This window comes from Pseudomonas sp. RIT-PI-r (assembly GCF_001297015.1).
Classification (GTDB): Bacteria; Pseudomonadota; Gammaproteobacteria; order Pseudomonadales; family Pseudomonadaceae; genus Aquipseudomonas.
Genome location: NZ_LIGE01000010.1, coordinates 33,583 through 60,041, shown reverse-complemented (window position 1 = coordinate 60,041; position 26,459 = coordinate 33,583). Strand labels below are relative to the sequence as shown.

23 protein-coding genes and 1 pseudogene are annotated in these 26,459 nt (G+C 59.7%); 6 read left to right on the top strand and 18 right to left on the bottom strand.

The genetic code is table 11. The features are described 5' to 3' along the window. The first annotated feature begins 48 nt into the window (after positions 1-48). The 4 genes from AK821_RS01410 to AK821_RS01395 all read left to right on the top strand — a co-directional run bounded on the left by AK821_RS01410 (position 49) and on the right by AK821_RS01395 (position 3,563). Positions 49-381, top strand: coding sequence for a DMT family transporter (locus tag AK821_RS01410; RefSeq protein ID WP_008079257.1), 333 nt, complete (start codon positions 49-51; stop codon positions 379-381). A 197-nt stretch (positions 382-578) separates the two neighbouring features. Next, on the top strand, positions 579-1,754 hold the full coding sequence (locus tag AK821_RS01405) for an NAD(P)/FAD-dependent oxidoreductase (RefSeq protein WP_064387804.1): 1,176 nt from the start codon (positions 579-581) through the stop codon (positions 1,752-1,754). Beyond that, complete coding sequence (locus tag AK821_RS01400) at positions 1,751-2,563, top strand: aldo/keto reductase (RefSeq protein WP_064387803.1); 813 nt, start codon at positions 1,751-1,753, stop codon at positions 2,561-2,563. The genes AK821_RS01405 and AK821_RS01400 overlap by 4 nt, the downstream gene beginning before the upstream one ends. A 31-nt stretch (positions 2,564-2,594) precedes the next feature. After that, the gene (locus AK821_RS01395) at positions 2,595-3,563 is read left to right on the top strand and encodes a hypothetical protein (RefSeq protein ID WP_064387802.1); all 969 of its coding nucleotides are present in this window, start codon (positions 2,595-2,597) and stop codon (positions 3,561-3,563) included. A gap of 85 nt (positions 3,564-3,648) precedes the next feature. On the opposite strand, the gene hldE is transcribed toward AK821_RS01395, so the two are convergent. The 4 genes from hldE to msbA all read right to left on the bottom strand — a co-directional run bounded on the left by hldE (position 3,649) and on the right by msbA (position 8,450). Continuing rightward, positions 3,649-5,070: a bifunctional D-glycero-beta-D-manno-heptose-7-phosphate kinase/D-glycero-beta-D-manno-heptose 1-phosphate adenylyltransferase HldE gene (hldE, locus tag AK821_RS01390; RefSeq protein ID WP_064387801.1), complete on the bottom strand. Its 1,422-nt coding sequence runs from the start codon at positions 5,068-5,070 to the stop codon at positions 3,649-3,651. Positions 5,071-5,172: 102 nt separating this feature from the next. Then, a complete protein-coding gene (gene cysC / locus AK821_RS01385) occupies positions 5,173-5,784 on the bottom strand; it encodes an adenylyl-sulfate kinase (protein WP_064387800.1) in 612 nt (203 codons plus the stop codon). Continuing rightward, entirely contained in the window at positions 5,777-6,481 is a 705-nt protein-coding gene (locus AK821_RS01380; protein WP_064387799.1) for a sulfotransferase family 2 domain-containing protein, read from the bottom strand. The genes cysC and AK821_RS01380 overlap by 8 nt, the downstream gene beginning before the upstream one ends. 166 nt (positions 6,482-6,647) lie before the next feature. After that, positions 6,648-8,450, bottom strand: a complete 1,803-nt coding sequence (gene msbA, locus AK821_RS01375) for a lipid A export permease/ATP-binding protein MsbA (RefSeq protein ID WP_064387798.1) — start codon at positions 8,448-8,450, stop codon at positions 6,648-6,650. A 154-nt stretch (positions 8,451-8,604) separates the two neighbouring features. On the opposite strand from msbA, the gene AK821_RS01370 reads away from it, so the two are divergent. Beyond that, complete coding sequence (locus AK821_RS01370) at positions 8,605-10,467, top strand: bifunctional O-antigen ligase/aminoglycoside phosphotransferase family protein (protein ID WP_064387797.1); 1,863 nt, start codon at positions 8,605-8,607, stop codon at positions 10,465-10,467. Continuing rightward, positions 10,467-11,684, top strand: a complete 1,218-nt coding sequence (locus AK821_RS01365) for an acyltransferase family protein (protein WP_064387796.1) — start codon at positions 10,467-10,469, stop codon at positions 11,682-11,684. Before AK821_RS01370 ends, AK821_RS01365 begins: the two co-directional genes overlap by 1 nt. A gap of 18 nt (positions 11,685-11,702) precedes the next feature. On the opposite strand, the gene AK821_RS01360 is transcribed toward AK821_RS01365, so the two are convergent. From AK821_RS01360 to waaC, 14 genes and pseudogenes are all read right to left on the bottom strand, one after another. After that, positions 11,703-12,605, bottom strand: a complete 903-nt coding sequence (locus tag AK821_RS01360) for a glycosyltransferase (protein ID WP_064387795.1) — start codon at positions 12,603-12,605, stop codon at positions 11,703-11,705. Then, positions 12,602-13,756 carry a glycosyltransferase family 4 protein gene (locus AK821_RS01355; protein WP_064387794.1) on the bottom strand — a complete coding sequence of 385 codons (1,155 nt, stop codon included), beginning with the start codon at positions 13,754-13,756 and terminating at the stop codon, positions 12,602-12,604. Before AK821_RS01355 ends, AK821_RS01360 begins: the two co-directional genes overlap by 4 nt. Further along, entirely contained in the window at positions 13,753-15,189 is a 1,437-nt protein-coding gene (locus AK821_RS01350; protein ID WP_064387793.1) for a PIG-L family deacetylase, read from the bottom strand. The genes AK821_RS01355 and AK821_RS01350 overlap by 4 nt, the downstream gene beginning before the upstream one ends. 8 nt (positions 15,190-15,197) lie before the next feature. Beyond that, complete coding sequence (locus AK821_RS01345; RefSeq protein ID WP_064387792.1) at positions 15,198-16,094, bottom strand: antimicrobial resistance protein Mig-14; 897 nt, start codon at positions 16,092-16,094, stop codon at positions 15,198-15,200. Beyond that, positions 16,094-17,224, bottom strand: coding sequence for a glycosyltransferase (locus AK821_RS01340; RefSeq protein ID WP_064387791.1), 1,131 nt, complete (start codon positions 17,222-17,224; stop codon positions 16,094-16,096). Before AK821_RS01340 ends, AK821_RS01345 begins: the two co-directional genes overlap by 1 nt. Then, positions 17,208-18,965 carry a carbamoyltransferase family protein gene (locus AK821_RS01335; RefSeq protein ID WP_064387790.1) on the bottom strand — a complete coding sequence of 586 codons (1,758 nt, stop codon included), beginning with the start codon at positions 18,963-18,965 and terminating at the stop codon, positions 17,208-17,210. The genes AK821_RS01340 and AK821_RS01335 overlap by 17 nt, the downstream gene beginning before the upstream one ends. Before the next feature lie 225 nt (positions 18,966-19,190). Continuing rightward, a pseudogene (locus AK821_RS01330) lies at positions 19,191-19,967 on the bottom strand (DUF3800 domain-containing protein); the annotation flags it as partial. Between the two features lie 20 nt (positions 19,968-19,987). Continuing rightward, positions 19,988-20,320, bottom strand: a complete 333-nt coding sequence (locus AK821_RS01325) for a YceK/YidQ family lipoprotein (protein ID WP_177330933.1) — start codon at positions 20,318-20,320, stop codon at positions 19,988-19,990. 216 nt (positions 20,321-20,536) lie between these two features. Beyond that, positions 20,537-21,988: a lipopolysaccharide kinase InaA family protein gene (locus AK821_RS01320; protein ID WP_064387788.1), complete on the bottom strand. Its 1,452-nt coding sequence runs from the start codon at positions 21,986-21,988 to the stop codon at positions 20,537-20,539. Then, positions 21,988-22,740 carry a lipopolysaccharide kinase InaA family protein gene (locus tag AK821_RS01315; RefSeq protein WP_064387787.1) on the bottom strand — a complete coding sequence of 251 codons (753 nt, stop codon included), beginning with the start codon at positions 22,738-22,740 and terminating at the stop codon, positions 21,988-21,990. Before AK821_RS01315 ends, AK821_RS01320 begins: the two co-directional genes overlap by 1 nt. Beyond that, entirely contained in the window at positions 22,737-23,471 is a 735-nt protein-coding gene (locus tag AK821_RS01310; protein ID WP_064387786.1) for a lipopolysaccharide kinase InaA family protein, read from the bottom strand. The genes AK821_RS01315 and AK821_RS01310 overlap by 4 nt, the downstream gene beginning before the upstream one ends. Continuing rightward, positions 23,471-24,277, bottom strand: a complete 807-nt coding sequence (gene rfaP / locus AK821_RS01305) for a lipopolysaccharide core heptose(I) kinase RfaP (RefSeq protein ID WP_064387785.1) — start codon at positions 24,275-24,277, stop codon at positions 23,471-23,473. Before rfaP ends, AK821_RS01310 begins: the two co-directional genes overlap by 1 nt. Then, positions 24,277-25,398: a glycosyltransferase family 4 protein gene (locus AK821_RS01300; protein ID WP_064387784.1), complete on the bottom strand. Its 1,122-nt coding sequence runs from the start codon at positions 25,396-25,398 to the stop codon at positions 24,277-24,279. The genes rfaP and AK821_RS01300 overlap by 1 nt, the downstream gene beginning before the upstream one ends. Beyond that, positions 25,398-26,459, bottom strand: coding sequence for a lipopolysaccharide heptosyltransferase I (gene waaC, locus AK821_RS01295; RefSeq protein ID WP_064387783.1), 1,062 nt, complete (start codon positions 26,457-26,459; stop codon positions 25,398-25,400). The genes AK821_RS01300 and waaC overlap by 1 nt, the downstream gene beginning before the upstream one ends.

Sequence of the window (26,459 nt, the reverse complement as noted above, 5' to 3'; positions counted from 1 at the left end):
CACTAGAATGCCGACCTCAGACAGTAACGCTCCACTTGAGGAATACACATGAACGCCTACGCCTACCTTGCCATCGCCATTTGTGCCGAAGTCATGGCCACCGTCTCGATGAAAGCGGTCAAAGGCTTCAGCACGCCGCTGCCTTTGCTGGTGGTGATCGTGGGCTACGCCATCGCGTTCTGGATGTTGATCCTGGTGGTGCGCACCGTTCCGGTCGGCGTGGCCTACGCGGTGTGGGCCGGGATGGGCATCGTCATGGTCAGCGTCGCGGCGCTGTTCATCTACGGGCAAAAGCTGGATATACCGGCGATGCTCGGAATGGCGTTGATCGTGCTCGGCGTCGTCGTGATCCAGCTGTTCTCGAAAACCGCCGGCCACTAAAGACAAAACGCATCCCCCGTAGGAGTGAGCCTGCTCGCGATAGCGGTCTATCAGACGACATAAATGTTGAATGACAGATCGCTATCGCGAGCAGGCTCACTCCCACAGGTTTGCATTCCCTCTGTTGATCATCGACAAATCCGCCTCTTTCCCGAGTCTGTATACTGCGCCCTCGTCTTGAACACTGAGGTCGCTGCATGCCATCCGTTATTTCCACCGACGTTCTGATTGTCGGCGCTGGTGTCGCCGGCCTCTGGCTGAATGCGCGTCTGCGCCGCCAGGGTTTTTCGACCGTGCTGGTGGAAAGCGCCAGCCTCGGCGGCGGGCAGACTGTGAAGTCGCAAGGGATCATCCACGGCGGTGCCAAATACGCGCTGCACGGTGCCTTGACGGGTGCTTCGGAAGCCATCGCCGACATGCCGCGCCGCTGGCGTGAAGCGTTGGCCGGCGACGGCGAGTTGGACCTGTCCGGTGTGCGCCTGCTTTCCGAGGCTCACTACCTGTGGTCGCCGGGCACACTGGCGGGCAACCTCACCAGTTTCTTCGCCAGTAAAGCCGTGCGTGGCCGGGTTGATCAGGTCAAGGGCGAGCAACTGCCGCCAGCCCTGCAAGACAAGCGCTTCAAAGGCAAGGTCTACCGCCTGGCCGAGCTGGTGGTGGATGTGCCGAGCCTGGTTCAGCGCCTGGCCGATCTGGCCGGCGATGGCTTGCTTGCCGGACAAATCATCGAGCCGCTGCTGGAAGCCGGTGTGCTGGTCGGCCTCAGAGTCGATGGCCGCGAGATTCGCGCACAACGTATCGTTCTCAGCGCGGGCGCCGGCACCGCGCAATTGCTCGAAACCCTGAACCTCAGCCGCCCGGCCATGCAACGCCGCCCGCTGCACATGATCATCGCCAAAGGCCCTGGGCTGAAGCCGCTGTACGCACACTGCCTGGGCGGCGGCACCAAACCGCGCATCACCGTGACCACGCACCCGGCGACGGATGGCAACTGGGTCTGGTACATGGGCGGCGACATCGCCGAGAGCGAAGGTGTCCATCGCGAGCCCGCCGAGCAAATCGCCACCGCGCAAAAAGAAATCGTCCAGTTGCTGCCGTGGATCGACCTCAGCACCACGCAATGGGCGACCCTGCGGGTAGATCGCGCCGAACCACTGCAAACCGGGCTGACTCGCCCGGACCACGCTTTCCTTGCCGAAGAAGGTCGCCTGCTGGTGGGTTGGCCGACCAAACTGGCGCTGGCGCCAGATTTCGCCGACCGTGTGATCGCCGCCCTGCAACGCGACGGCATCCAGCCGCAGGCCCACCAACCGTTGCCGGCCTTGCCGCAGCCCCCGATGGGCGTTCCAGCCTGGGAGCAATTGCTGCCATGAGTATCGCCAACCTGCATGACTTGCACCGTCCGCTGGGCAGCACTGGCCTGATGGTTTCGCCACTGGGCCTGGGCACCGTGAAACTGGGCCGCGACCAAGGGGTGAAATACCCCAACGGTTTCCAGATTCCCGGCGACGACGAAGCACGGATGCTGCTCCGGCAAGCCCGCGAACTGGGGATCAACCTGATCGACACCGCCCCGGCGTACGGTCGCAGCGAAGAACGCCTCGGCCCGCTATTGCGCGGCCAGCGTCAGGACTGGGTGATCGTCAGCAAGGTCGGCGAAGAGTTTGCCGATGGTCTGTCGCACCACGATTTCAGCGCGACGCACACGCGAATGTCGGTCGAGCGCAGCCTGCAACGTCTTGAAACCGATTTTATCGATCTGGTGCTGGTGCACTCTGACGGCAATGACATGGCGATCCTCGAGCACGAAGAGGTGTACGCCACCCTCGCGGCGCTCAAGGCCGAGGGCAAGATTCGTGGCTTCGGCTTCTCCGGCAAAACCGTCGAAGGTGGCTTGAAAGCATTGGAGCAAGGCGACTGCGCGATGGTCACCTACAATCTGAACGAACAAAACGAGAAGACTGTCATTGACTATGCTGCTGCGCACGGCAAAGCCATTCTGGTGAAAAAAGCCTTGGCCAGCGGTCATGTTTGCCTGAGCCCGGGCGTGGACCCGGTGCGCGCCAGTTTTGAATTGCTGTTCGCCCAGCCTGGCGTGGCCAGTGCTATTGTCGGCACGATCAATCCGCTGCACCTCGCCCACAACGTTGCGACCGTTGCCCAGGTCCTTCGTGGTCACTGACGCCGCTTCGCGGCCTTAAGCAGGAGCCGATATGCCGCGCACGCTCATCAGAAAGAACCCGAGCAACTTCAAGACCCTGCCATTGTTCGTCGAAGCCACGCCCGAAGGCCTGACCTACCAGAGCGTTGGCATGCCGCTGAATTTCACCCAGACCCTGCAACGGCGCAAACCGGTCAGCGTAGCGGACGCCGAGCGCTTTGCGCTGGAGCTGGCCAACCTTGGGGTATCGGTGCGCCTGACCCTGCACTGGCAGAATCGCGACTATTGGGTCCTGGTCCGCCAGCGTCGGCAGGATCGCGGCGACGTGGTGCTCAAGCTGATTTCCGGTTATGTGCCGGCCCACGAGCTGAACATTCCCCTGCACACCGCCATTCAGGAAATTGCTGAAGAGTGCCTGCTGGAAACTCCGGAAGGCTGGCTTGGCGGGCGTTTCAATGACACCTGGCTGCCAGCGCCTTATGCGACGGCCCTGCATTATCGCGAAGCCCTGCCTTTTCGCCTGACGCCACTATCCGGCTCGGCGCGCCCGGTGCGCTGCGCCAATCTGCAACTGCAGGAACGCCCACGGGCGTATGTGCATCTGCCCACTGCTTCACTGCAATTGATCTACGACCTGCGACTGGAAGTGCCCAAGGAAGCCAAATCCTTGAGCCTGTTTCATGTCGATGAGCGGCTGGAAGGTGATCAACTGGTGGCGCGGCTGGATCGTAAACGGCCGGATCTGTACCTGATGCCATTGCAGGACGGCGAACCGCTGCCTGAGTTGTATACGTTGAAAAAGGGTCAGTTGTACCCGGCAGGCACTCGCGGTCTGTATCTGGCCGAGAGCTTCGCCAAACAGGATGGCTGGCTGGTGCGTGAGGAGCGGATTCGCTGGAAGGACTGGCTGCGCCAACAGGGGCTCACGCCGCCGGAGAAGGCCACCGGGTTGGCGCGGTTGCGCGGCAAGGCCAGGCAACTGCTGAAAAAAATCGTACCGCGCAAGAAAGTGAATTCCTGAAAGCAAAAAGATCGCAGCCTGCGGCAGCGCCTACATTGGAATGTATTTCCCTGTAGGAGCTGCCGCAGGCTGCGATCTTTTGACCTTAATGACCGCGGATTTTTTCCACAATCGCCGTGGTCGAGCTGTTTTCAACCAGCCCCAGCACTTTTACCGTACCGCCATAGGCCGTGACGATATCGGCGCCGACCACCTGATCAATGCCGTAATCCCCGCCCTTGACCAGCACATCCGGCTTGACCTCGCGCAGGAGGTTTTCCGGGGTACCTTCCGGGAAGCTGATCACCCAGTCCACCGCACCGAGGCCGGCGAGCACCGCCATGCGCCGGTCGACGCTGTTGATCGGACGGCCAGGACCTTTAAGACGGCTGACGGACGCGTCATCGTTGATCGCCACGATCAGACGGTCGCCCTGTGCGCGCGCCTGTTCGAGGTAGGTGACATGGCCGGCATGGAGAATATCGAAGCAGCCATTGGTGAAGACGATGCGCTCGTTATGCGCACGGGCATCGGCCACCGCCAGAATCAGTTGCTCCAGGCCCAACACACCACGCTCGGAGCCTTCTTCGCGCTGGATGGCACGACGCAGTTCCGGCGCGCTGATTGCCGCCGTACCCAGTTTGCCGACGACGATGCCCGCCGCCAGATTGGCCAGAGCCACGGCGTGAGGCAATTCTTCACCGGCCGCAATCGCCGCCGCCAGCGTCGAAATCACCGTATCACCAGCACCCGTCACGTCGAACACTTCACGGGCGCGGGCCGGCAAGTGCAACGCCGGATGATCCGGGCGCAACAGGGTCATGCCGTGCTCGCCGCGAGTGACCAGCAGCGCACCGAGATCGAGGTCGTGCATCAGGGCTGCGCCCTTGCTCACCAACTCGTGCTCGTCGGCGCAACCGCCGACGATGGTTTCGAATTCACTGAGATTCGGCGTGATCAGGCTAGCACCGCGATAGATCGAGAAATCCTTGCCCTTGGGATCGGCCAAAACCGGAATACCCTTGGCACGCGCTGCCTGGATCAAGGCCTGATGATTTTTCAACGCGCCTTTGCCGTAGTCCGACAGCACCAGCACCTTGATGCCTTCGAGCAGGTCATCGACCTGCGAGGCCAGGGCCAGGGCATCAGTGGCGAACGGTTCTTCAAAGTCGATACGCAGCAATTGCTGGTGCCGGCTCATGACCCGCAACTTGACGATGGTCGGCTGATGCGCAATGCGCTGGAACAACGCGCGTACGCCCGCACCCTTGAGACTGTTGCTCAGGCTGTCGGCGGCTTCGTCATCGCCGGTCACACCAACCAGCGACGCCGGCGCACCCAGCGCGGCGATGTTCAAGGCAACGTTGGCAGCGCCGCCCGGACGATCTTCGATTTGCTCGACTTTAACGACCGGAACCGGCGCCTCAGGGGAAATCCGTGAGGTACCACCATGCCAGTAACGGTCGAGCATGACATCGCCGACCACCAAGACAGGGGCTTGATCGAATCGCGGCATGGACAACTTCATGGAGCAACCCACATACAAAATGAACAGGGGCGCGATATTAACACAGGGTTGGCGAAGGCTTGTGCGCGGGCTGCAACAGGATGAAACAGCTGGCTTTTTTGCTCATTTTTTGAGCACCAGAGCAGTCAGTTGGCGGCACGCTTCGGACAAGTGCAGATCCTCGGTATCAATTTGCCAATCGGCAGCCAACGGCGCCTCGTAAGGACTGTCCACGCCGGTGAAATGCTTGATTCGCCCTTCCCTCACGGCTTGATACAACCCTTTCGGGTCACGCCGGGCACAGACCTCGAGTGACGTACTGACATGCACTTCAATAAAGTCGCCGTGGGCAAACAGTTGCCGCGCCGCTTCGCGCTCGGCACGAAACGGCGAAATGGCGGCGACAATCACGATCAGTCCGGCGTCGACCATCAGCCGCGCCACTTCAGCCATACGGCGGGTATTCTCGCGGCGGCAAGCATCGCCCATGCCCAGATCCCGACACAGCCCGTTGCGCACATTGTCGCCATCGAGCAGAAACGTGTGCAGGCCGGATTGATGCAGATGCATCTCCAGAGCATTGGCCAACGTAGACTTGCCAGCACCGGAAAATCCGGTCAGCCACACACAGCTCGGGCGTTGCGCCTTGAGCGCGGCACGCGCCTGACTCGACAACGCCAGGCCATAGGGATGGATATCCAGCGTCCGTGCCGACAAAGACAAGCACTCATTCATAACCGAGCAGCTCATAGTCGCGCTGATAAACCCGTCGCACCAGGCGCCGTGTACGCAAAGAACAGAACTCACGCGCGGGCAACTGTTGGCGTTGTCGAGAAACGTTGACGTGGGGTAACCGGCTGGTCACCCCCAAACGCTCGCAAACCAACCGAAAATCGCGTTGCAAATGCTCCTGATAGCCAATGAAGTCCAGCGCCAGATGGCCCAGCGAGTCGGTCAGAAAGTCGGTTTGCGCTGCAAAATGCAATTGTCGCGGAATGTTTTCCGGGTGCAGCCAGCGCGCGACGAAATCATCGAAATCACGGTACTGCCGAACCAGTCGCTGTGCGGCTTGATCGCGACCACTGAGTTCGTTTCCGTGCAGAAAGGCATAAGCGGAGTAAGCACGCTCCAGCGGATCACGGACAAAGGCGAACTTGTACATCGTCGCAAACTGCTCGGGAAACTGCTCTTCGTACCAATACAGGGGCAAATGCCCTGGGCGCCAGCCGTCGAACATGGCCGTGCACACGCTGCTGCCAGCGCATTTGGGCACATGGATAAACAGGCAGGCATGTTGCTTGAACGCTTGCGGAAAATTCAGACTGGCCGACATCGATTTGTTGACGACCTGACGGTCAACCACCGACAGCCGCCCAAGCAAAAAGGCTCGCTGCGCCTTGGGCAGCAGTTTCCAGAGATATCGTTGCAACATGCAGATCACCGCGCGAAGGGGATAGCCCCTCAATCAAGTTCAGAGTTCGTGGAGGAACCTTAACAAGCGCGGCAGCGGGATTTATTCCCGTTTGGTCAAGATGGGTAAAGGACTGGATACAAACGCGGGAGCAAGCAAGCTCGCTCCCACGGGATTTTGCCGGTTATCAGGCGATGTCTTCAGTCGGGGCATCGAGGCCCATGGCGTTGAGACGGGCGTAATAGCCATTTTGCGCGAGCAATTGATCATGCGTGCCGCGCTCGACGATACGCCCCTGATCCATGACCAGGATCAGATCGGCTTTCTCGATGGTCGACAGACGGTGGGCAATCACCAGCGTAGTGCGGCCTTTCATCACTTGATCCAGTGCGGCCTGGATGTGCCGCTCGGATTCGGTGTCGAGTGCCGAAGTGGCCTCATCGAGAATCAGCAGCGGCGCATTCTTGAGCAAGGCCCGGGCAATTGCCAGGCGCTGGCGCTGGCCACCGGAAAGCAGGACGCCGTTTTCGCCGACCTGAGTGTCAAGGCCTTCCGGCAATTGCTCGATGAAGTCCATCGCGTAGGCGTCCCGCGCAGCTTTCTCGATATCCTCACGCGGCGCACCGGCCAGATCGCCGTAGGCAATGTTATTGGCCACGGTGTCGCTGAACAGGGTGACGTGCTGGGTAACCTGGGCAATATGACGACGCAGGTTGAGCAGTTTGTACTGTTCGACTTCCACACCGTCGATGAGAATTTCACCCTTGTCGTGGTGATAGAAACGCGGAATCAGGTTGGCCAGCGTCGACTTGCCACTGCCCGAACGCCCCACCAGCGCAACCATCTGCCCCGGTTCGGCGGAGAAACTGATGTCGTCGAGCACCTGACGTTCGGTGCCCGGGTAGGTGAAGCTCAGGTTGCGCACATCCAGACGACCGGTCACCGAGTCACGCGTGACCGTACCGGTATCGACTTCAGGCTCGACGTCCAGTTGTTCGAAAATGCTTTCGGCACCCGCCACGCCTTTCTGGATGGTCGAGCTGACTTCGGACAGTTGGCGAATCGGCTTCGGCAGCAGGCCGGCCAGGGTGATGTAGGCGACCATATCTCCTGCAGAGGCATCGCCGCGCAGGAACAGCACGAGGAACATCAACACCGCCATGGCGCTGTAGATCACCAGTTGCAGCATCGGCGTGTAGATGGCGCCGGTACGGGTCATGCGCAGTTGTTTGTCGGTGTTGCTCTGGCTGGCAGCGAGGAAGCGTTTTTCTTCGTAAGCCTCGCCACCGAAGCTGCGCACCACGCGATAGCCCTGAATGGTTTCCGAAGCCACGTGCGTGACATCGCCCATGGCCAGCTGGATTTTCTTGCTCTGTTTGCGGAATTTCTTGCTCGCCGTGCGCACCATTACGGCAATCAGCGGCAGGATGGCAACCATCACCAGCGTCAGCTTCCAGTTCATGAACAGGAGGGAGGCAAACAGGAAGATCACCGTCATGCCTTCACGGATTACGACCTTGATCGCATCCGTTGCCGCCCCCGTGACCATGGTCACGTTGAAGGTGATACGCGAAATCAGATGACCGGAGTTATGCTTGTCGAAATAACGATTCGGCAGCACCAGCAGGTTGTTGAACAACTGCACCCGCAGATCGTGCACCAGGCCGAGGGAAACCTTGGCCAGAAAGTAGTTGCCCAGATAAGATCCCAGCCCCTGCCACGCGGCGATCAGGATGATCAGCAGCGGAACGGCCTGCAACAGTTGCAGATCACGCAGGTAAGGTACGCTTGGAAACAGCACCGCTTCCGGGTTGGACAGGCCGTCGACGAAATACTTGAGGATGTAGCCAAGCATCGGCTGGGTCGAAGCGAAAATCAGGAACCCGACGATGCTGATCAGAAACAGACTGATGTACGGCCGAACATAGCCGAGCAGGCGGAAGTAGATTTTCAAGCTCGAAGGGCTTGCGGCGGTACTGGAATCGGTCATATCACGCGAAAGTCGATAAAAAGGACGGTGACTTTAGCACAGCTTCTTCAGGGTTCTGGCAAACAGCGAAAGGCTGTTATTGTTAGGCACGTTTTTCAGCATCAAATAGCCATCACCCGAATGGTCGATCAACTTCAGGATTGAATCTCACAGCATGCAACTTCGCAGCTTCAACAGTACGTCCAATCGAGTATTCGATTTCATTAGCCTGTGGATTCTTCCCGCCGGCTACTTCCTGCTCTTGTGCGCGCTGTTTTTTCTGCCGGGCCGAAGTCTGCATCACAAGCTTTTTTACGGCTTGTTCAGCATTCCGACATTGGTCGCTTTGTGCCTGCGTCCGCGTGAACTCAAGGAGTTGCTACGCGAGCCGGTGTTCGTCGCGCTGCTGGTGTTTGTCGCCTGGGCCTTGCTCAGCCTCAGTTGGGGACCGCGCGACGAAGGTATCGCCGGGATGTTCAAACCGTCACTGCACACCTTGCTGTTGTTTGCCGGCACCTATCTGCTGGTGCGTTATCGCAGTGAGATCCTGCAACCTCTGCTGTTCGGCGCCGCGTTGGTGGCGTTGGTCGCAACGACGTGGTTCTTGTTCAGATTCGCCCGTATTTACGAACCGGGCATGCGTCTGATCGGCGGTGGCGCTTTTGACAACCCACTGCTCAGCTCGCACCTGTTCGGTTTCTTCAGCGCCTATTGGCTGAGCGTGACCATGACCTGCAAACGCCGCCAGATGATGTGGCTGAGTGTGCCGGCAATGGCAATCATGTTTATGGCGGTAATCGGCACCGGGTCCAGAACGCCGCTGGTGGCGCTGACCATGGCCGCGTTGTGGCTGTGCTTCATTTGCTGGAACCGTCGCTCGATAGGCTTGTTGATCGGCCTGGCGCTCAGCGGTGTAACGGTCGCCGTCCTGTTTGCACAAATGATCATCGAACGTGGCGATTCGTATCGACTGGAAATCTGGAAACAGGTGCTGCACATGATTGCCGACCATCCCTGGATCGGTCACGGCTACAGCGCCACGCTGTCTGTCGACCCCGGTGTCGGCATCAACTTCCAGGAGCCGCACAGTTTCGTGCTGGGCGTTCTCTATTACGTCGGCATCTTCGGCCTGTTGCCGTGGCTGTTCTTCATTTTCTGGGGCCTGCTGAGCAGTTGGCGCCAGCGCGTACAACCACTGTTGATTGTTGCCTCGACGCTGCTGATCTTTGGCATCGGCGCCGGACTGACCGAAGGTGGCGGAATCATTTCACGGCCCAAGGAGCACTGGTTCCTGTTGTGGATTCCGCTGGCACTGATCGCGGCACTGAGCATCAATCAACGTGCGCGACGCCTGCTGACAATGCCGGTGCAAAAACTCACCGTCACCGGCCTGCAAAATCTGAGCAACGCCGCTCAGGTGATCGAAGAGGATGGTTTGGGCCCGAAAGTCCTGCGCCTGACCGATGGTAGCTTCCTCAAGCTGTTCCGCCGTCGTCGCTGGTACACCTCGGGCAACTTCAATCCGTACTCCGAACGCTTTGCCGTCAACAGTGAACAGTTGCGCCTGATGGGCATTCCAACCCCGCAAGTGCTCAACCTGTATCGCCTCAACGACGGCAGCAGCGCCGTGCATTACGCCCCCCTGCCCGGCCACACTCTGCGTCAGGTATTGCAGAGTATTACTGCACCGGCCGTTCGCCAGGCGCTGGTGGAACGCTTTGGCAAGTTCATGGCGCAACTGCATGAGAAAGGCGTCTATTTCCGCTCTCTGCACTTGGGCAACGTGTTGGTGCTGGAGGATGGCGAGTTCGGCTTGATTGATCTGGCTGACCTGCGCGTTTACCCTAGCCCGCTCAGTCTGGCCCTGCGCCAGCGAAATTTGCGCCATATGCAGCGTTACACCGTCGACAAACGCTGGCTGTTCGAAGAACACTTCGAAGCACTGCTTCAGGGCTACGCCGTCACGGCGTCGCAATCTGCGGTGGATAATCTGCACAGGCAAGTGCTGGCCGGCAACACTCCGGCCCGAGTTCACTGATGATCGAGACTAACCCCCTGATTGCGCTGGGCGCCTATGCGCTGGCCATCGTATCCGCCGCGCTATTGCTGCGCGTCGTGCCGAAAATCGCCCGCCATCTGCAGCATTCCGGTGAAAGCCGCTATGCCAGCATTGATGGCTTGCGCGGCTATCTGGCGTTTGGTGTATTCGTGCACCACACGGTCATTACCTGGATTTTTCTGCGCACTGGAGAGTTCGGATTTCCGCCCAGCAACTTTTACTCGATGATCGGTCAGGGCAGCGTTGCGCTGTTTTTCATGATCACCGGATTTCTGTTCTGGAACCGTCTGCTGACCCAAGGGCGTCAGCACGATTGGTTGGCGTTTGGCATTTCGCGGGTGTTTCGACTTTATCCGCTGTACCTTCCGTTGATGCTGATTGTCTTTGTCACCGTGTTCCATTTGCAGAACTGGGAGCTGAAGGAGCCTGGCAGCGCCCTGTTCAAACAGATTCTGGCGTGGCTGACTTTTGACCGCCCCGACATCAACCAATATCCGCAAACCGGCATGCTGATCTCCAACGTCACCTGGACGCTGGCCTATGAAGTATTCTTCTATCTGGCGCTGCCGCTGGCCGCAATGGTCTTCATCTACCGCGGCAACTGGGTACAAGTGGTGCTGTGCCTGATCGGCATCTATGCGCTGTATCAAGTGGTCGGATGGGAACATTCGCTGAAAAAGCACTTCATCGCCAGTTTTCTCGGCGGCATCGCGGCGGCGTACTGGATTCGCCGACCGGCGTTGGTGGCGTGGAGCCGTACACCTCTGGCGGGGATCATTGCGTTGCTGGCGCTGGTGATTGCGTTCACCGCGTTCAACCGTGCCTTCAAGACCGGGCCGCTGTTCCTGCTGTCACTGTTTTTCGTGATCGTGGCGTCGGGCAACAGCCTGTTCGGTGCGCTCAAGCCACGCAGCATCCGCTGGCTCGGCGAGATCAGCTACAGCACCTATCTGCTGCACGGTTTCGTGTTGTGGCTGATGGTGCAGCGTCTGCCGCTGCTGCTGAATCTCGACGCGCGGGAGGCGGATGTCTATCTGCCGCTGATCGCGATCTGCACGTGCCTGCTGATTCTGATCAGCAGCCTGAGCTTTCTGTACATCGAGTTGCCGGGCATGGCCGCCGGCAAAAAAGTCCTGCTGTGGATTCGCTCGCGCCAGAAAGGCGATAAGCAGCTCTCGGAGAAAGTCGCCCGCTAAGCGCGGGCGACCGCTGTTTCAACTCTTTTCCCGCGGCGAAAACAGTAACCGTCCAAGACCGCGCCAGGTCTTTTTGTTCCACGCCTTGAACGGGATCTGCGCCAGCAGTTCCCGCGCCAGCTTGCGATTGCGGTTGGCGGTCTTGAGGAACATCGAGTTGAGCGCCTTGTAACGCACTTCGTCATACAGCGGATGATCGCTGAACAATGCGTAGATACGCAGGATGCTTTCGATCATGAAACGGTGATTCTTGTACGAGTTGGTGGCGTGCTTGCGGTAGCGCGCCATGACCATGTTCAAGCCGTCGATGAAATAACCGGCACGCGTCACCTTCAACTCGATATACAGATCTTCAAGACGAATCGCTGGATCGAACCCGCCGACCTTGTCCAGCGCTTCGCGCCGGATCATCAGCGTCGGCGCCGGCGGATACGGCTTGCGCTCAAGGAACATGTCGTCGAAATCGAGGCGGCGGAACGGTACGTCGCGGCGCTGACGTTTTTCCGGGTAGAGATTGCCATCGGCGTCCATCAGTTCGATGTTGCCGGCGCAGATCCCGACTTCGGGTTTGCCGGCCATGTAGGCCACCTGCGTGGCAATACGCTCCGGATACATGATGTCGTCAGAGCCGAACGGCACGATCAGGCTGCCCTTGGCGCGCGCAATGGCGCCATTGAGCGTATTGGTCAGGCCCTGGTTCTGCTGCACACGGAAATCGAAACCGTGCTGCGCCTGCAAAGCACTGATGCGCTCGACGCTGTCGTCGTTCGAGCCGTCATCGATCACCAGCAGTTCGATGTTCTTGTAAGTCTGGTTGATGACACTGAGGATGCTTTCCTCAATGTACGGCCCGTGGTTGTACGATGCGATGATGACGGTGACGAGGGCGTTCGCTTCGCTCGTTGCTGTTTGTTCACTCATGGCTGCTCCCTGCGAGCCTGTTCCAGGCCAGAGTCAATCAAGTCCAGATATTCCTGACGGAACACCTCGATATCATGCTGGTCCTGTAGATAGCGGTAAGCCTGCTCGCCCTTGGCCTTGAGCTCGTCATCGGACAGCGCGAGATAATTATCCAGCGCCTCGACCAGGCTCGGCACATCTTTCGGGGTAATCGACAACCCGCCTGCGCCTTCGATCAGCGGCAGCATGGCCGGCACGTTCGAGGCGATCACCGGCAGGTGCCCGCTCATGCCTTCGAGCAAAGCCAGGCCAAGGCCTTCAGCCAGCGACGGCATGGTCCAGATATCAAAGGCACGCACGTATTGCAGGGCGTTTTCCTTGAAGCCCAGCAAATGTGCGCGTCCGCCCAGGCCCAACTGCTCAATTTCGGCAGCCAGCGGCGCTTGCAGGCGGCCGGCACCGATGATTGCCAATTGCGTGTTCGGGTATTTGTCCTTGAGCGCGGCAAACGCCTGCAACAGATAGGTATGGCCCTTGACCGAAACCAATCGCCCCAGCGCGCCGATCAGGCGCACATCCGGATCGATACCGAGCAGTTCGCGAGCCCTTTCACGACTGTGTTGCAAGCCTTCGGCCTGTTCGATGTCGATGGCATTGGTAATAGCGTAGGTATTCTGGTCGGTGAACCCGCAATCGCAGTCCAGCAGGTACTGTTTGACCGCTGGCGAAACACCGACGAAACGCCAGTGCCGATCGATCAGGCGCTGGGTCTGACGACGACGATAGAAACGGTCGTATTCGCCGAAACCGTGGGAGATGCCAATACACAACGGCACCTTCAACCAGCGGTTGAGCGTGAGCATCATGTTCACCGGTTTGAAGCGGTTGCAGATCACCACGTCAAACTTTTCCCGGCGGCAGAACTTGTATAGCTGCCACATCGCCCGCAGGCGCATGCCCTTGAGCGACTTGTCGGAAAACTCGAAATACACCGAGCGGTCAGCACGACTCACTGGCTCACCGGCCGCAGGTTTACCGCGCAGGAAAGCCGCCGTGATCTCATAGCGCTCCGACGGCAACGCCTTGACGATCTGCTCGGCAAGGTCGGCGAAATCATGGGCTTTGACGTTGTAGTCAGGTTGCAACTGCAGAACCTTTGACCGTTGACTCATAAATCTCCCCGATTCACGCCTGATTCACCCGGTTTCAGCAGCCAGAGTAATTCCTGGCGTCGGACCGCTTTTCGAAAAAACTCATTCTCGCCGTATATCGACGGTGCACGCCCGGCCAGCACGCGCTGAATCAAGCGGCGCAAACGACGCTTGAACGGTGCTGGCGGCTGCAAGTCATGCATCATGCCCAGCGCCATGGCCTTGTCGCGTTGCTGCTCAAGGGTTAGCGGCAAGCACAGCGGCTGCATCGGTACGGCGCCATCGAAGGCCGGAGGCAACGCAACGCCTTCACCGGCATTGCCCATCGGCCAGCGATCGTTATCGTGCAAATGGTTGGCGTAACCGAGCAGGGTTGGCTGCCAGTCCAGAGTGTTCAGCACTTGCAGCACGGCTTGCTGGCTGCACAGATGATCAGGATGCGGATCAAGCGTCGGATGCGGCAGGACGATCACGTCAGGGCGCGCTCGCAGCAACACTTCATGCAGGTCGGCCAGCAGATTGTTCCAGGTCGGCGCGCCGTCGACGTCGCTCGGCAAGCTGAACGGGTTCAACTGGCGGAACAGACGGGTATCGCTCAGATCGGCTTCGCGTGAAGCCATCGCTTGATTCGGCGCCGCCTGCATCGCTGCCAGTTGCAGACAGAAGTAACCGAGTTGCACGCAGTTTTCCGTCGGCACACCGGCCCAGCGCGGCACGGCGAGGCTGTCCCAGGCACGCAATCGGCCCTTGAGCCGCGCGGCTTCGACTTTGCTCAGGCCCATCTGCTGATAGTGTTCGGCTTCAATTTCGCCGGCAGTCAGGGTGACGATCCAGGCTTCATCGGCCTGACTGTACAAACCGTAGGCGGCCAGTTCCGCATCGTCGGCGTGCGGAGCAATCACCATCACCCGCGAACGGCGGTAATCCGCTTGCTCCAGCGCCCACAGCAGCGGCTCACCCCAGACGCGACAGCAGCGTCCGCGCAAGCGCAGCACGCCTTGGGACAAGGCTTGCGCCTGACCGCTGAGGTTCAGATAACGCAGGCCGTTGACGCCGCGCTCAAAGGTTTGCGCGTCGGGATTCGTACCGCCTGCCAGCTCAATGCGCGGATCGAAGAAGCGTCCCAGCCATGTGCTTTTGACGTGCACCGCGAGAATCAGCGTGGCGTCATCCACCAGCATCACGCCTTCATCGAGGCGCAATTGTTCACCGTTAAGGTGCACTTTTGGCTGCGGTGTGAACGGCGGAAAGCTGTACTGGTAATCGTCTTTCGGCGAATAGAACAAATGATCGGCGAACCACGCCTCATGGGCGATCCAGCCGATCACTGCAAGCACCAGCGGTAACCACCACGCAACCAGTACACCGACCGCGATCAACACGGCCAGCGCAATCAACAGACCGATGCGTTTGTTGCGCCGGTGACGCTTGAGCAATTGTTGTTTGCGACTCATGGGCGGGCTCATACGGTGAACACCGGCACAGGATTGCACCAGCGATCCTTGTATTCACGGTCGGCGCGACCAAAGGAAAAGCGCAGCGGCTTGTCCAGCGCTCGTGCGTGTTCCCAGGCGCTTTGCGTATTGAGAAAGCTCAACACGCTGCCGGGGCTGAAATCGCGGGTTTGCGGATCGACACCGCCGTTGATGTATTCGACGCTGATCCACTCTGGCGCTTCGACGCGGTACACCAGTTGAATCGCAATCGGCGCATCGTTGAGGAAGATCACCGAGCCGATCAACAGCTCGCGCAACAGCTCGATCACTTCGCCCATGCGTGCCGCGCCTGTGGCCGGGAAGCCCCAGCGACGCTGAAACAGATCGCAGTAGATCGCCGCCAGTTCGGCGCTGGAGAACTCACTGACCGCACGCACCACGCCGCCCGCCTCTTCCAGCAAACGCAGTTCGCGGCGCTGGTTGTAGCGGAATTTCTTCGACAGATCTTCCGGGGTGCGGGCCATGGCCAGTTGTTCGGTCTGCAACTTCAGGCCGCTGAAGCGGCTTTCATTGAGGGCCGACAGGTAGCGTGCGCGATGGCGCAGCGGGGCTTGGGCCTCAACGGCGGCCGGCAGGATCAGCTCGGCATTGCCGAGGTCGAACAAGCCTTTTTTGCCATTGCGCTTGAGCACGTCCTTGGACAACGCCAGATCGCGTCCCCAGGTCGGGATCGCCGCCTTGATTTCGCCTTGTTGCTCCCAGGCCAGGTAACGCACCGGGATGCCGGCGAGATCAGCCAGACGCTCCACCACCAATGGGTGAGTCGCAACGCTGCCACCGAAACGCCGCCAGGTGGTTGCATAGGTGGAGGCGTCAACGGGCGACCAGCCACGTTCGCGCCAGCCTTGAAATCGGTTGAGCATCAGCCCCTCGGTGCCAGATCGGTAACTTGCGGCAGACGCCAGAAGGTGTCACGCACCGCACGGTCGGAGAAACGCTCACGCAGACGATCGAGCATCATCTCGGCGCACTGAAGACGCTGTTGATCATCCATACCAGCCAGATGTTGCAGGCCTTGCGCCAAGTGTTCGGCATCGCCTAGCGGAAACAGAATGCCCACGCCTTCCACCACTTCCTTCGCGCCACCGCACGCAGTGGCGAGCAGCGGCACGCCGGCGGCCATGGCCTCCAGCAGCACCATGCCGAACGGTTCGTGATCGGAACTCAAGGCAAATACATCGAAGGCACGGAAGTAATTGCGCGCATCCGGCACCTGACCGAGGAACAGCACGCGATCACCGATACCCAGTTCGCGCGCCAGTTCCTTGAGGTCCTGCTCCAGACGGCCCTTGCCGAGAATCACCAACTGGCTGTTGCCCGGCAAACCCGGCAAAGCCGCAGCAAAGCCGTGCAGCAAAGTTGCCTGATCCTTGTCCGGATGCAGCCGGCCAACGTTGCCGACAATCCACGCATCCGGTGCAAGGCCAAGGGTCTCGCGGGCTTCGCGGACGGACACCTGACTGAATTGCAGCGCAGGCACATCAATACGGTTATACAGCGTCTGAATACGTTCTTGCGGCCACTTCGGCAGGCAACGACGCATGTCGTCGCGCACCGCATCGGACACGCCGAGCAGGCTCAGACGCTTACGGAAAATGTGCGCAAACAGCTTGCGCGTACCGCGTTTGTAATCGTCAAACGCGTGGTGCACGCCAATCACCGGCAACGAAGTGCCGAGCAAGGCGATATAGATCGGCTTGAAGCGATGGGCGATGCAGAAACTGAAATTGCGTGAAGCGGCGATCTTGCGCAGATCGCCGATGGCGCCCAGCTTCAGGCCACGAATGGCCTTGGAGCTGTATTCCATGAACAACACTTCATCGGAAGCACACGCGGTGGCCACCTCGCTATCGGCGACCCCGGTCAGAAAGACCGTGGTCACCCGATAACCGGTGCCCGCGAACAGGCTGGCATACTGCCGTGCGCAGTCGAGGAACGGCCCGTCATAGCCGTGACAGAACTGCAGCACATGGCGTTCAGCCGAGCGAGTCATAAGCGTTTGCGCCCTCTTTGACCACCAGAATGTCTTCCATGATCAGGTACTGCAGATCGGAGCCGAAGAACATGTTCAGCGCGTCGGTCGGCGAGCAGATCATCGGTTCGCCACGACGATTGAGCGAGGTGTTCAGCGACACGCCGTTGCCGGTCAGGACTTCCAGCGCCTTCATCATGTCGTAGTAGCGCGGGTTGTATTCGCGCTTGAGCACCTGGGCACGAGAGGTACCGTCTTCGTGGACGACTTCCGGCACGCGGGTTTTCCACTCATCCGCCACTTCGAAGGTGAAGGTCATGAACGGCGCCGGGTGATCGATCTTGATCATCTGCGGTGCAACGGTGTCGAGCATCGACGGGCAGAAAGGCCTCCAGCGCTCGCGGAACTTGATCTGGTGGTTGATGCGGTCAGCCACACCGGGAATGCTCGGGCAACCGATGATCGAACGACCACCCAATGCACGCGGACCGAATTCCATGCGGCCCTGGAACCAGGCCACCGGGTTGCCATCGACCATGATCCTGGCGATCTGCTCCGGCATGTTGTCGAGCTTGCGCCAGGTCGGCTTGTTTTCGTGACGGGCGCACGCGGCAATCACGTCTTCGTTGCTGTACGACGGGCCGAGGTAGACGTGTTCCATCTTCTCGACCGGTACGCCACGGGCGTGCGACACGTAAGCGGCAGCGCCGACAGCAGTGCCGGCATCGCCGGAGGCCGGCTGGACGAACAGCTCTTTGACGTCATTGCGCGCGATGATTTTCTGGTTCAGCTTGACGTTCAACGCACAGCCTCCGGCAAACGCCAGCTTGCCGGTTTCCTTGAGCACGTCGCCCAGGTAGTAGTCGATCATCTGCAGCGAGATCTTTTCGAACAGCGCTTGCATGCTTGCGGCGTAATGGATGTACGGCTCGTCAGCGATATCGCCTTCGCGCTTGGGACCCAGCCATTCGATCAGCTTCGGCGAGAAGTAGAAGCCTTTGCCCTTCTCTTTATAGCGACGCAGGCCGATCACGTTGGCGTAGTCGGTGTTGATCACCAGCTCGCCGTTCTCGAACGAGGCCAGACGCGAGAAGTCGTATTTGCTGGCGTCGCCGTAAGGCGCCATGCCCATGACCTTGAACTCACCGTCGAGCATCTCGAAACCGAGGAACTCGGTGATCGCGCCGTACAGGCCGCCGAGGGAGTCCGGATCGAAGAATTCCTTGATCTTGTGGATCTTGCCGTTTTCGCCGTAACCGAAGAAGGTCGTGGCGTACTCGCCTTTGCCGTCGATACCGAGGATCGCGGTTTTCTCTTGGAAACCGGAACAGTGGTAAGCGCTGGAGGCGTGAGCCAGGTGGTGCTCGACCGGCTCGATCTTGATCTTTTTCGGATCAAAACCCAGCTGTTCCAGGCACCAGACGATCTTGTTGCGATAGCGCTTGTAGCGACGATTGCCCATCAGGATCGCATCGAGGGCGCGATCCGGCGCGTACCAGTAGCGCTTGGCGTAGTGCCAGCGAGCCTCGCCGAACAGGCTGATCGGCGCGAACGGAATCGCCACCACGTCAACGTCGGACGGCTTGATACCGGCCTGCTCCAGGCAGAACTTCGCCGATTCGTAGGGCATGCGGTTCTTTGCATGTTTATCGCGTACGAAGCGCTCTTCTTCAGCCGCCGCCACCAGCTTGCCGTCAATGTACAAGGCTGCTGAAGGATCATGGCTAAGGGCGCCGGACAGGCCAAGAATCGTCAATGCCACAGGGGTCTAGCCTCTTTAGTCTGCATGCAGGCGCGATGCGCCTTGAAAATTGATGTGCCCTCGCACCGGGCGAGAGACAGCTAAAGGGCGGGATTATAGCGTAAAAGCGCCCACAAGCCTCTAGCCGAACTGCCGCGCCTGCGCGTTGACACTCTGTACCTCTCGTCATATGCTCGTACGCAAATGGACTGGGGGATCCCGGTCGGCGCTAATGCCTCGGTGAGATCACCGGGGCTTTTCGCTTTCTGGGGAGGGGAAAATCTTCAAGCCCCAGTTCTCGAAACCCTGTCCGACTTTGTTCCGCCCGCCGCTGCAGAAAAATTTGCGCTTGAGTACTTCAAATGCACGATTTTCCTGACCAGCCTTCAGAACGCTCATGCCGATGGGTCTCGCAACGAGATCAGCGAGCTGCAGACCGGTGGAATTCACTTGTTTTGTGGCAAAGACGATGTCAAATGGCAGTTGAATTCCCAAACGATTCGCACCACCGCACATCCTGCGAAACTCCAACTCAAGCTCGTTATCTTCCCGCCTCCCTCGGCGCTCGAAAATCACATGCGTCGTTGCCCCTTGCTGATTCTTTTCCTGCAAGAACTCATAGAGCGTTTCCAGACAAAAGCCGAGAGCGAGGTGGTATGGATTATGGCTGTGGCCTTGCCTTTCGCGCAGAGCAGCCTTGTCTATGACGCAGCTGATCAGAACGAAGTTGCTGGCTTCAATGATGCACGTCAGTTCCTCAAGAAAAGCATTCTTGTGCTCCCGGGAAATGAAAAGTCCTGAGAACGCGCCTTTCTCTTTGCGAATTTCAAGTTCATGCAGACCAATCAGGTCGTGGCCCATATGGGTGAACTTGAATTTCTGCAGGGCAGGAATGACTTTTTCGCAGTAATGCCGCTTGTCGAAGGCGCAAAACGCGAGCACAAAAACGGGATATTTGGGATCCAGTGTTTGCATCCCATGGTCACCGCTCTCATCGACATAGACGATGACATCGCTGTACCTGGCTATCGAAGGCAAACCAGTTACCCGCCACCTGAACGCCAGTAAATATTCAGATTGCCATCTTCGATCTGCCGATAAATCGTGTACGGCAGCGAGACCGTGTCGAAGACCCCGGACAGCGGCAGGTCCAGCAACACGAAGGGCACCAGGAAGCCCGTGGGATCGGGAGGTGCGTTCAATACGCAGAAATCGAAGGCCAGACCGCTGTAGATCCGCGGAATGGATTGGCAGTAGGTTTTCTGTTTGCGCATGTCGCGGGCGACGTCGGCGTCGTCCTGCAGCACGGTCAGGGCACTGCCGCAGCCCGATAAAACCCATGAAAAAACAGCCAGTGTTGCAGCCTTGTTGATCATCAAGCGTTGCCCTCCGAAGTCGTCAGGCAAACTAGCATCGGGGCTGGAGGCCGCACAGTTCATGGCTTCTGTAGAAGCTGTAGGAGAAGTCAGTGGGTGTTGTGCACCGTTTCCCCGTGGGGATTTGTAGTGTTTCGGCCGATCTCTTCGCGAGCAAGCTCGCTCCCACATCCTGAACGCATTTCATGTGGGAGCGAGCTTGCTCGCGAAGGCGGCTCAGGCAGCGCCGGAGATGTCTTTGGGCAAGCGCTGATCAATCACTTGATACAACGCGCTGCTCTGCGGCCAGTTGCGCATGAAACGCGCCCGGTCACGGGCATAGGCCGGGGCGAAACTCCCCAGCGAACCATGCTGGCACATCGAATCAAGATCGATCAGCGCCCAGCGATCTTCCTGCCAGAACAGGTTATGGCCCTTGAAATCGCCGTGGCTGATGCGCTCGGCAATCAATCGCGCGAACAGCTGATCCAGTGCCTGCAACTCGGTTTCCGGTGCATCGCCACTTTCAACATACGGCGCAAAACGCTCGATGATGTCCGGCCCCGGCAGGTATTCGGTAATCAGATAAGCGCGGCTGCGCAGCCACAAGAAACGCTTTTCCAGCACTGCCAGCGGTTTCGGCGTGGCGATGCCGAGGAACGCCAGACGATTGCCTTCACGCCACGAGTGCCACGCACGGCTCGGGCGCCAGAAACGCTTTAGCCAATGGGCAAAATTCTTGATGTTGTAGCGTTTGATCACCAGCGTGCGCCCGGCCACGTCGACCTTGCCGACACTCGCCGCACCGCCGGTCTTGTACAGATGCCCCTGATCGAGCAGCGCATCGGCCTGCTCCAGCACCGGAACCATCGCCGCTTCTTCCTCGCGACGAATGGCGCGCAGAGCGAATGCACCACGCTGCACCGCAAACAGTGTGCACTCACGACCGACCTTGATCAGATAATCGCGCAGACGCCAGGCGCGCACCTTGTCGATCTGCTTCTGCAACGCTTCCAGCGGCAGCGCGTGCTCAGCGTTGCTCAGCAGGTAATACACCAGCAATTCTTCGGTAAACGGCTCCAGCGATTTGGGCAACTGGGCGAAAAATACGCCGAGGTTTTCCAGCACCTTTTGCCGTGACAGCGGCTGACCGGCGGTTTCCGCGCAGATCCCGGCGCCATCGATCAAGTACAACTGGCCGTCGTGGCGCAGCAGATTGTCGAGGTGCAGGTCTTGCTGCCACAGGCCTTTGCTGTGCAGTTGCGCGATCGCACCGAGCGCTTCGGCCAGCACTGCCGATTGTCCATCCGCCAACACCGGCAACGCCTCGACCTGCGCCCAGGCATCGCCAAGGCTTTCAGCGTCTTCGAGGAACTCGAACAGCAGCCAGCCGCCCTCGCCTTCCTTCAAGCCATCGGCCAGCAGCAGCGGCGTGGTCAGGCCTTGCGCTGCCAGCAGTTTCACGCCATTGAGTTCACGCTGAAAATGCCGCGCAGCCTTGCTGCCGACCAGCAACTTCGCCAGCACTGGCCGACCGCGCCAGACACCGGCACCGACATAACGCTGCCCCGGCAACACCCGCAGCAGACTCAGCAACTGCAGATCGGCAGGCCCGGCGGCATCGGCCAGGGCAATCGTCAGCTGCAGACCTGGCGTGCGCCCGGCATTTTTCAGGTCGGACAGGTGCATCAGCGAGTCTCCTTGCGACTGCGTCGTGCGGTCAGACGCGTAACCCACGCGTTGACCAGCGAGCTGTCGACCGACTGATCGACATAGGCCGCCAGCAGCTCGCGCAGTTGCGCCTCGTTCCATTGTGGCGCGCGGCGCAGCAGCGGCTCCAGATCCTTGACCCGATCGCGCATCCCCCACAGCAGCGGCCGTGTTTTCTCCAGGTCAATCAACTGCGCCTGATATTGCGCGCCGTCGGCCTGCAAGAAAATATGTTTCGGGTAAAAACAACCGTGCACCTGACGCAGACCGTGCAGCAGCCGCGCCAGTTGCCCGCAGGCTTTGAGGATCGCCGATTGCTGCGTGGCGGTCAGTTCTGACCAGCGCTGCAACAACGAATCGAGGTCATCCCAGCCGTCCAACGCCCGGGTCAGCAGGATCGCGCGAACTTCACCGTCGACCTTGCGCTGCCCAAAGAACGCCGCTTGCAGCGCCGGAACCCCCAGCGTGTTGTAACGACTGATATTGCGAAACTCACGGGCGAAACTTGGCTCGCCAAAGGGTGCGTGCAAGGTGCGGGTCAGGTAATTGCTCTGGCGCTTGAGGTAATAGGCATGACCTTCCAGTTCAAGGCGAAACACGCTGCTCCAGCCGCCACCGTCGGTGTTCGGTTCGTCCACCGCTTCGAGCTGCTTGGCCCACAGGGCGTCAAAAGTGCCGAGGCCATTACGCTCGAGCAGCGCACGGTCTTCAGCGGCCAGAAAATCAGTCATTCGCGTCCCTCGAAAAATCTCACCACGTGGCGAATGCGCTTCTTGTCAGCGGCATTCAAGCGATCACGCCCACGGTATTGCAGGTAAAAGCGCAGGCGCTGGGTATTCGACAGGTGATATTTGGCGACCTTGTCGAGGCAGGCCAGATCCTTGGTAATGCGGTACTTGAGCCAGAAACCGCGCCAGAAATCGCCGTTCGGGCAGTCGATCAAAAACAACTGCGCCTGATCGTCGATCAGCAGGTTGCGCCACTTCAGATCGTTATGGGTGAAGCGATGGTCATGCATGATCCGCGTATAAGCGGCCAACTGCCGACTCACGCCATCGACCCAGGCGCGATCCTTGAGCTTGGGATCGTTGCGCTCAGCCAGCGCCGAGAGGTCTTCGGTACGCGGCAGTTCGCGGGTGATCATCGCGCCACGGTCGTACGCCGCGCCACGTCGCTCCAGGCCCCAGGCCACCACTTCAGCGGTGGGAATGCCCCACTTGGCAAAGCGCTTGAGGTTCTGCCACTCCATCTTGACCCGCGGCTTGCCGAGGTAACGGCGCAAGCCCTTACCGGCGCCGACGTAGCGTTTGACGTAGTAGTTGACGCCATTGCGCTCGACGCGGATGACTTCCGACAGTGGGTCGCGGGTCAGGCGCTCGCCTTGCAGGGCGAACACCGCTTCGAGGCTGCCGAAGTCGTCGGCGAGATCGCTGTATTCAGGTTCAAGGATCCAACCCGCCATCAGAGCGCATCCCCGTAACGCTGCTTGCGCGCATAGAGCTTGTTGGCCTTGCCTTCCAGCCAACTCAGCAACGGCGCTTCTTCCGCTAGAATCTGCCGCAGCGGCTGCTGGAAATAGCCCTTGAGGAAACGCAGCTTGTCGCGGCGGGTCAGGCCGATGTCCAGCGCCGAGAAATACAGCGCGGCCAGATCCTTGTTGCGCCAGCGCTGCGTGATTTTCGCGCGGGTCTGGGCACGGTGCAGGTCGATCACCGAGAGTTTGAAATCTTCTGCCGTCACCGGTTTATCGGTGTGCAGCAGGAAGTGACAGATGTAGCAGTCGCGGTGATTGACGCCGGCGCGGTGCATCATGCCGGTCATGCGCGCAACTTCGGCGATCAGTGCACGCTTGAGTTTCGGCTCGGGCGGCTGCTTGACCCAGTCGATGCTGAAGTCTTCAAGGCTGATGGTCGGCGCCAGTTCTTCGGTAACGATGAACGAATGCTGATCCGCCGGGTTGCTGCCCTTCTCACCGTAAGCGACGGCGGTCATGGTTGGCACGCCGACTTCCTGCAGACGCTGGATGGCTTTCCACTCCTGACCCGCGCCGAGTACCGGCAGCTTGGCGGTCAGCAGGTTCTTGAAGATTTCACCCCAGCCAATGCCACGGTGGATCTTGACGAAAAATCCGTTGCCGTCGACTTCCGTGCGCAGTGTCCGGCGTGCTTCCAGCTCGCGGTATACCTCGCCCTGCAAGCCTTCGACTTCGGCGAACGGGTCGCGTCCGGCCCAAAGGCTTTTGAACGGTTCAGCCAGCATCAACTTCATTAAGCGTGCTCCGCCAGAATCACATCGGCCGCGTGCTGCGGCATGCTGTAGAGGTCGGCCGTCTCGGCGAAGGCCAGACCATTGCGGCTCCAGGCCGCGCGTGCAGCGTCGTCTTTCAACATGTCAGTCAGGTATTGCGCCAGCTGCGCCTGATCGAACGGTTCGTCCAGCACTCGCCCGGCGTCGGCCTCAGCGATGTAATGGGCATAACCGCAGACCGCGCTGACCAGCACCGGAAGCCCGGCGACCAGCGCCTCAAGCAATACCGTGCCGGTGTTTTCGTTGTACGCCGGATGGATCAACAGATCGGCGCCAAGCAGGAAACGCGGGATATCGCTGCGCCCCTTGAGGAACGTCACGTTATCGCCCAGGCCCAAAGTCGCGCTCTGCATCTGGAACAATTTGGGGTCATCCTGGCCGATTACAAACAGCCGGGTGCGCTTTCTCAGTTCCGCGGGCAATGCGGCCAGCGCTTTCAGGCTGCGATCAACGCCTTTGGTCTTGAAGCCGGAGCCGATCTGCACCAGCAGCAGCTCGTCATCCTTGAGATTGAATTCAGCGCGGAAACCGGCGCGGATTTCATCAGCATCCGCTGGACGGCGACGATCCTGAGCGATGCCCGGCGGCAGCAGGTGGAAGCGCTCAAGCGGCGTGTCGTAATGCTTGATGAACAACGGCTGCTGCACTTCGGAAATCATCAGCACTTCGGTCTTCGCGTCTTTGGCGAACACCGCGCGCTCGTACTCGGCGAAGTGGCGATAACGGCCCCAGCGGCGGTACAGCGAATTGCGCAGGTTCTGCGCCTTGTCTTCGAAGCAGCCGTCGGCGGCGTAATAAACGTCCAGACCGGGCATCTTGTTGAAGCCGATCAGACGATCCACCGGGCGTTTGGCCAGATCCGCTGCCATCCACGCGCTGAGCTTTTCATTGCGACGATGGTTGAAGAACGCCTTGACCGGCGCCACCAGCACTTCGAAACCGGGCGGCACATCGCCTTCCCAGATCAGCGTGTAGACGCGGATCTGATGTCCGCGTTTCTGGCATTCGAGGGCGATGCGCATGAAGTCGCGCTGCAAGCCACCGAACGGGAAATATTTGTACAGGACGAATGCCAATTGCATCAGCGCAGCTCCTCAGCCATTAACAACGTGCTCAGTCGGCTGGCGACACGCTCGGGGTTCAGACGCGTGAAGCACAGCGGCTGCTCACGCTTCAGGTCAAACTGACGGGCATCCTGCGCGGTCGGTTGATAGGTACATTTCTTTTGCAGGCACGGCGCGCACGGGAAGTCGCTGGCCTGGTGAATCTGCAATTTGCCGTAGGCGCCGGTCAGACCCGGATTGGTCGGGCCGAACAGCGAGATGGTCGGCACGTCCAGCGCAGCGGCCAAGTGGCCGAGACCGGTGTCCACCGCTACACAGGCTTGCGCCCCGGCAAGAACTTTGCCGACGCCGGCCAGATTGAGCTTCGGCAGCACTTCGGCGTGCTTGAAACCGGCGGCAATACGCTCGGCACGGGCCTTTTCCTGCGGGTTGCCCCACGGCAGTTTGACGCCGACGCCAAGATAGCCGACGCGTTCGGTCAGTTCGCGCCAGTAGCTTTCCGGCCAGTGTTTGGTGTCCCAAGTCGTGCCGTGAAGAAACACCACAAAAGCGTTTTTGCGCGGCAGCTCGACCAGACGCTCGACGTTGAGGCCGTAATCGCCCAAGCCTTTCGGCAAGTCGTAGCCAAGGGCGATGGCGAACAACTGCCGCACACGCTCGACGGCGTGTTGCCCACGGGCCACGGCCAGTTTGCGGTCATAGAAACGCGCAGCCATCGGCTCACGGGCCGAGCCTTTGTCGAGACCGGCCACCGGCGCTTTGACGTAACGGGTCAGCCAGGCGCTTTTCAGCAGACCCTGAGCGTCGATGACCAAGTCGTATTTGTTCGCGCGCACGCTTTGCTTGAAGCGTTTCCACTCGCCGCTGGTAATGGTCTTCCAGATGTTTTTACGCCAGCGGCGGATCGCCACCGGAATCACTTTATCGACGGCCGGGTGCCAGGTCGGAATCTCGGCGAAGCCTTCTTCAACAACCCAGTCGAACTTGATCCCGGGGATCGCCCGGGCGGCGTCGGTCAGCGCCGGCAACGCGTGAATCACGTCGCCCAGCGATGAAGTCTTGATCAGCAGTACCCGCAA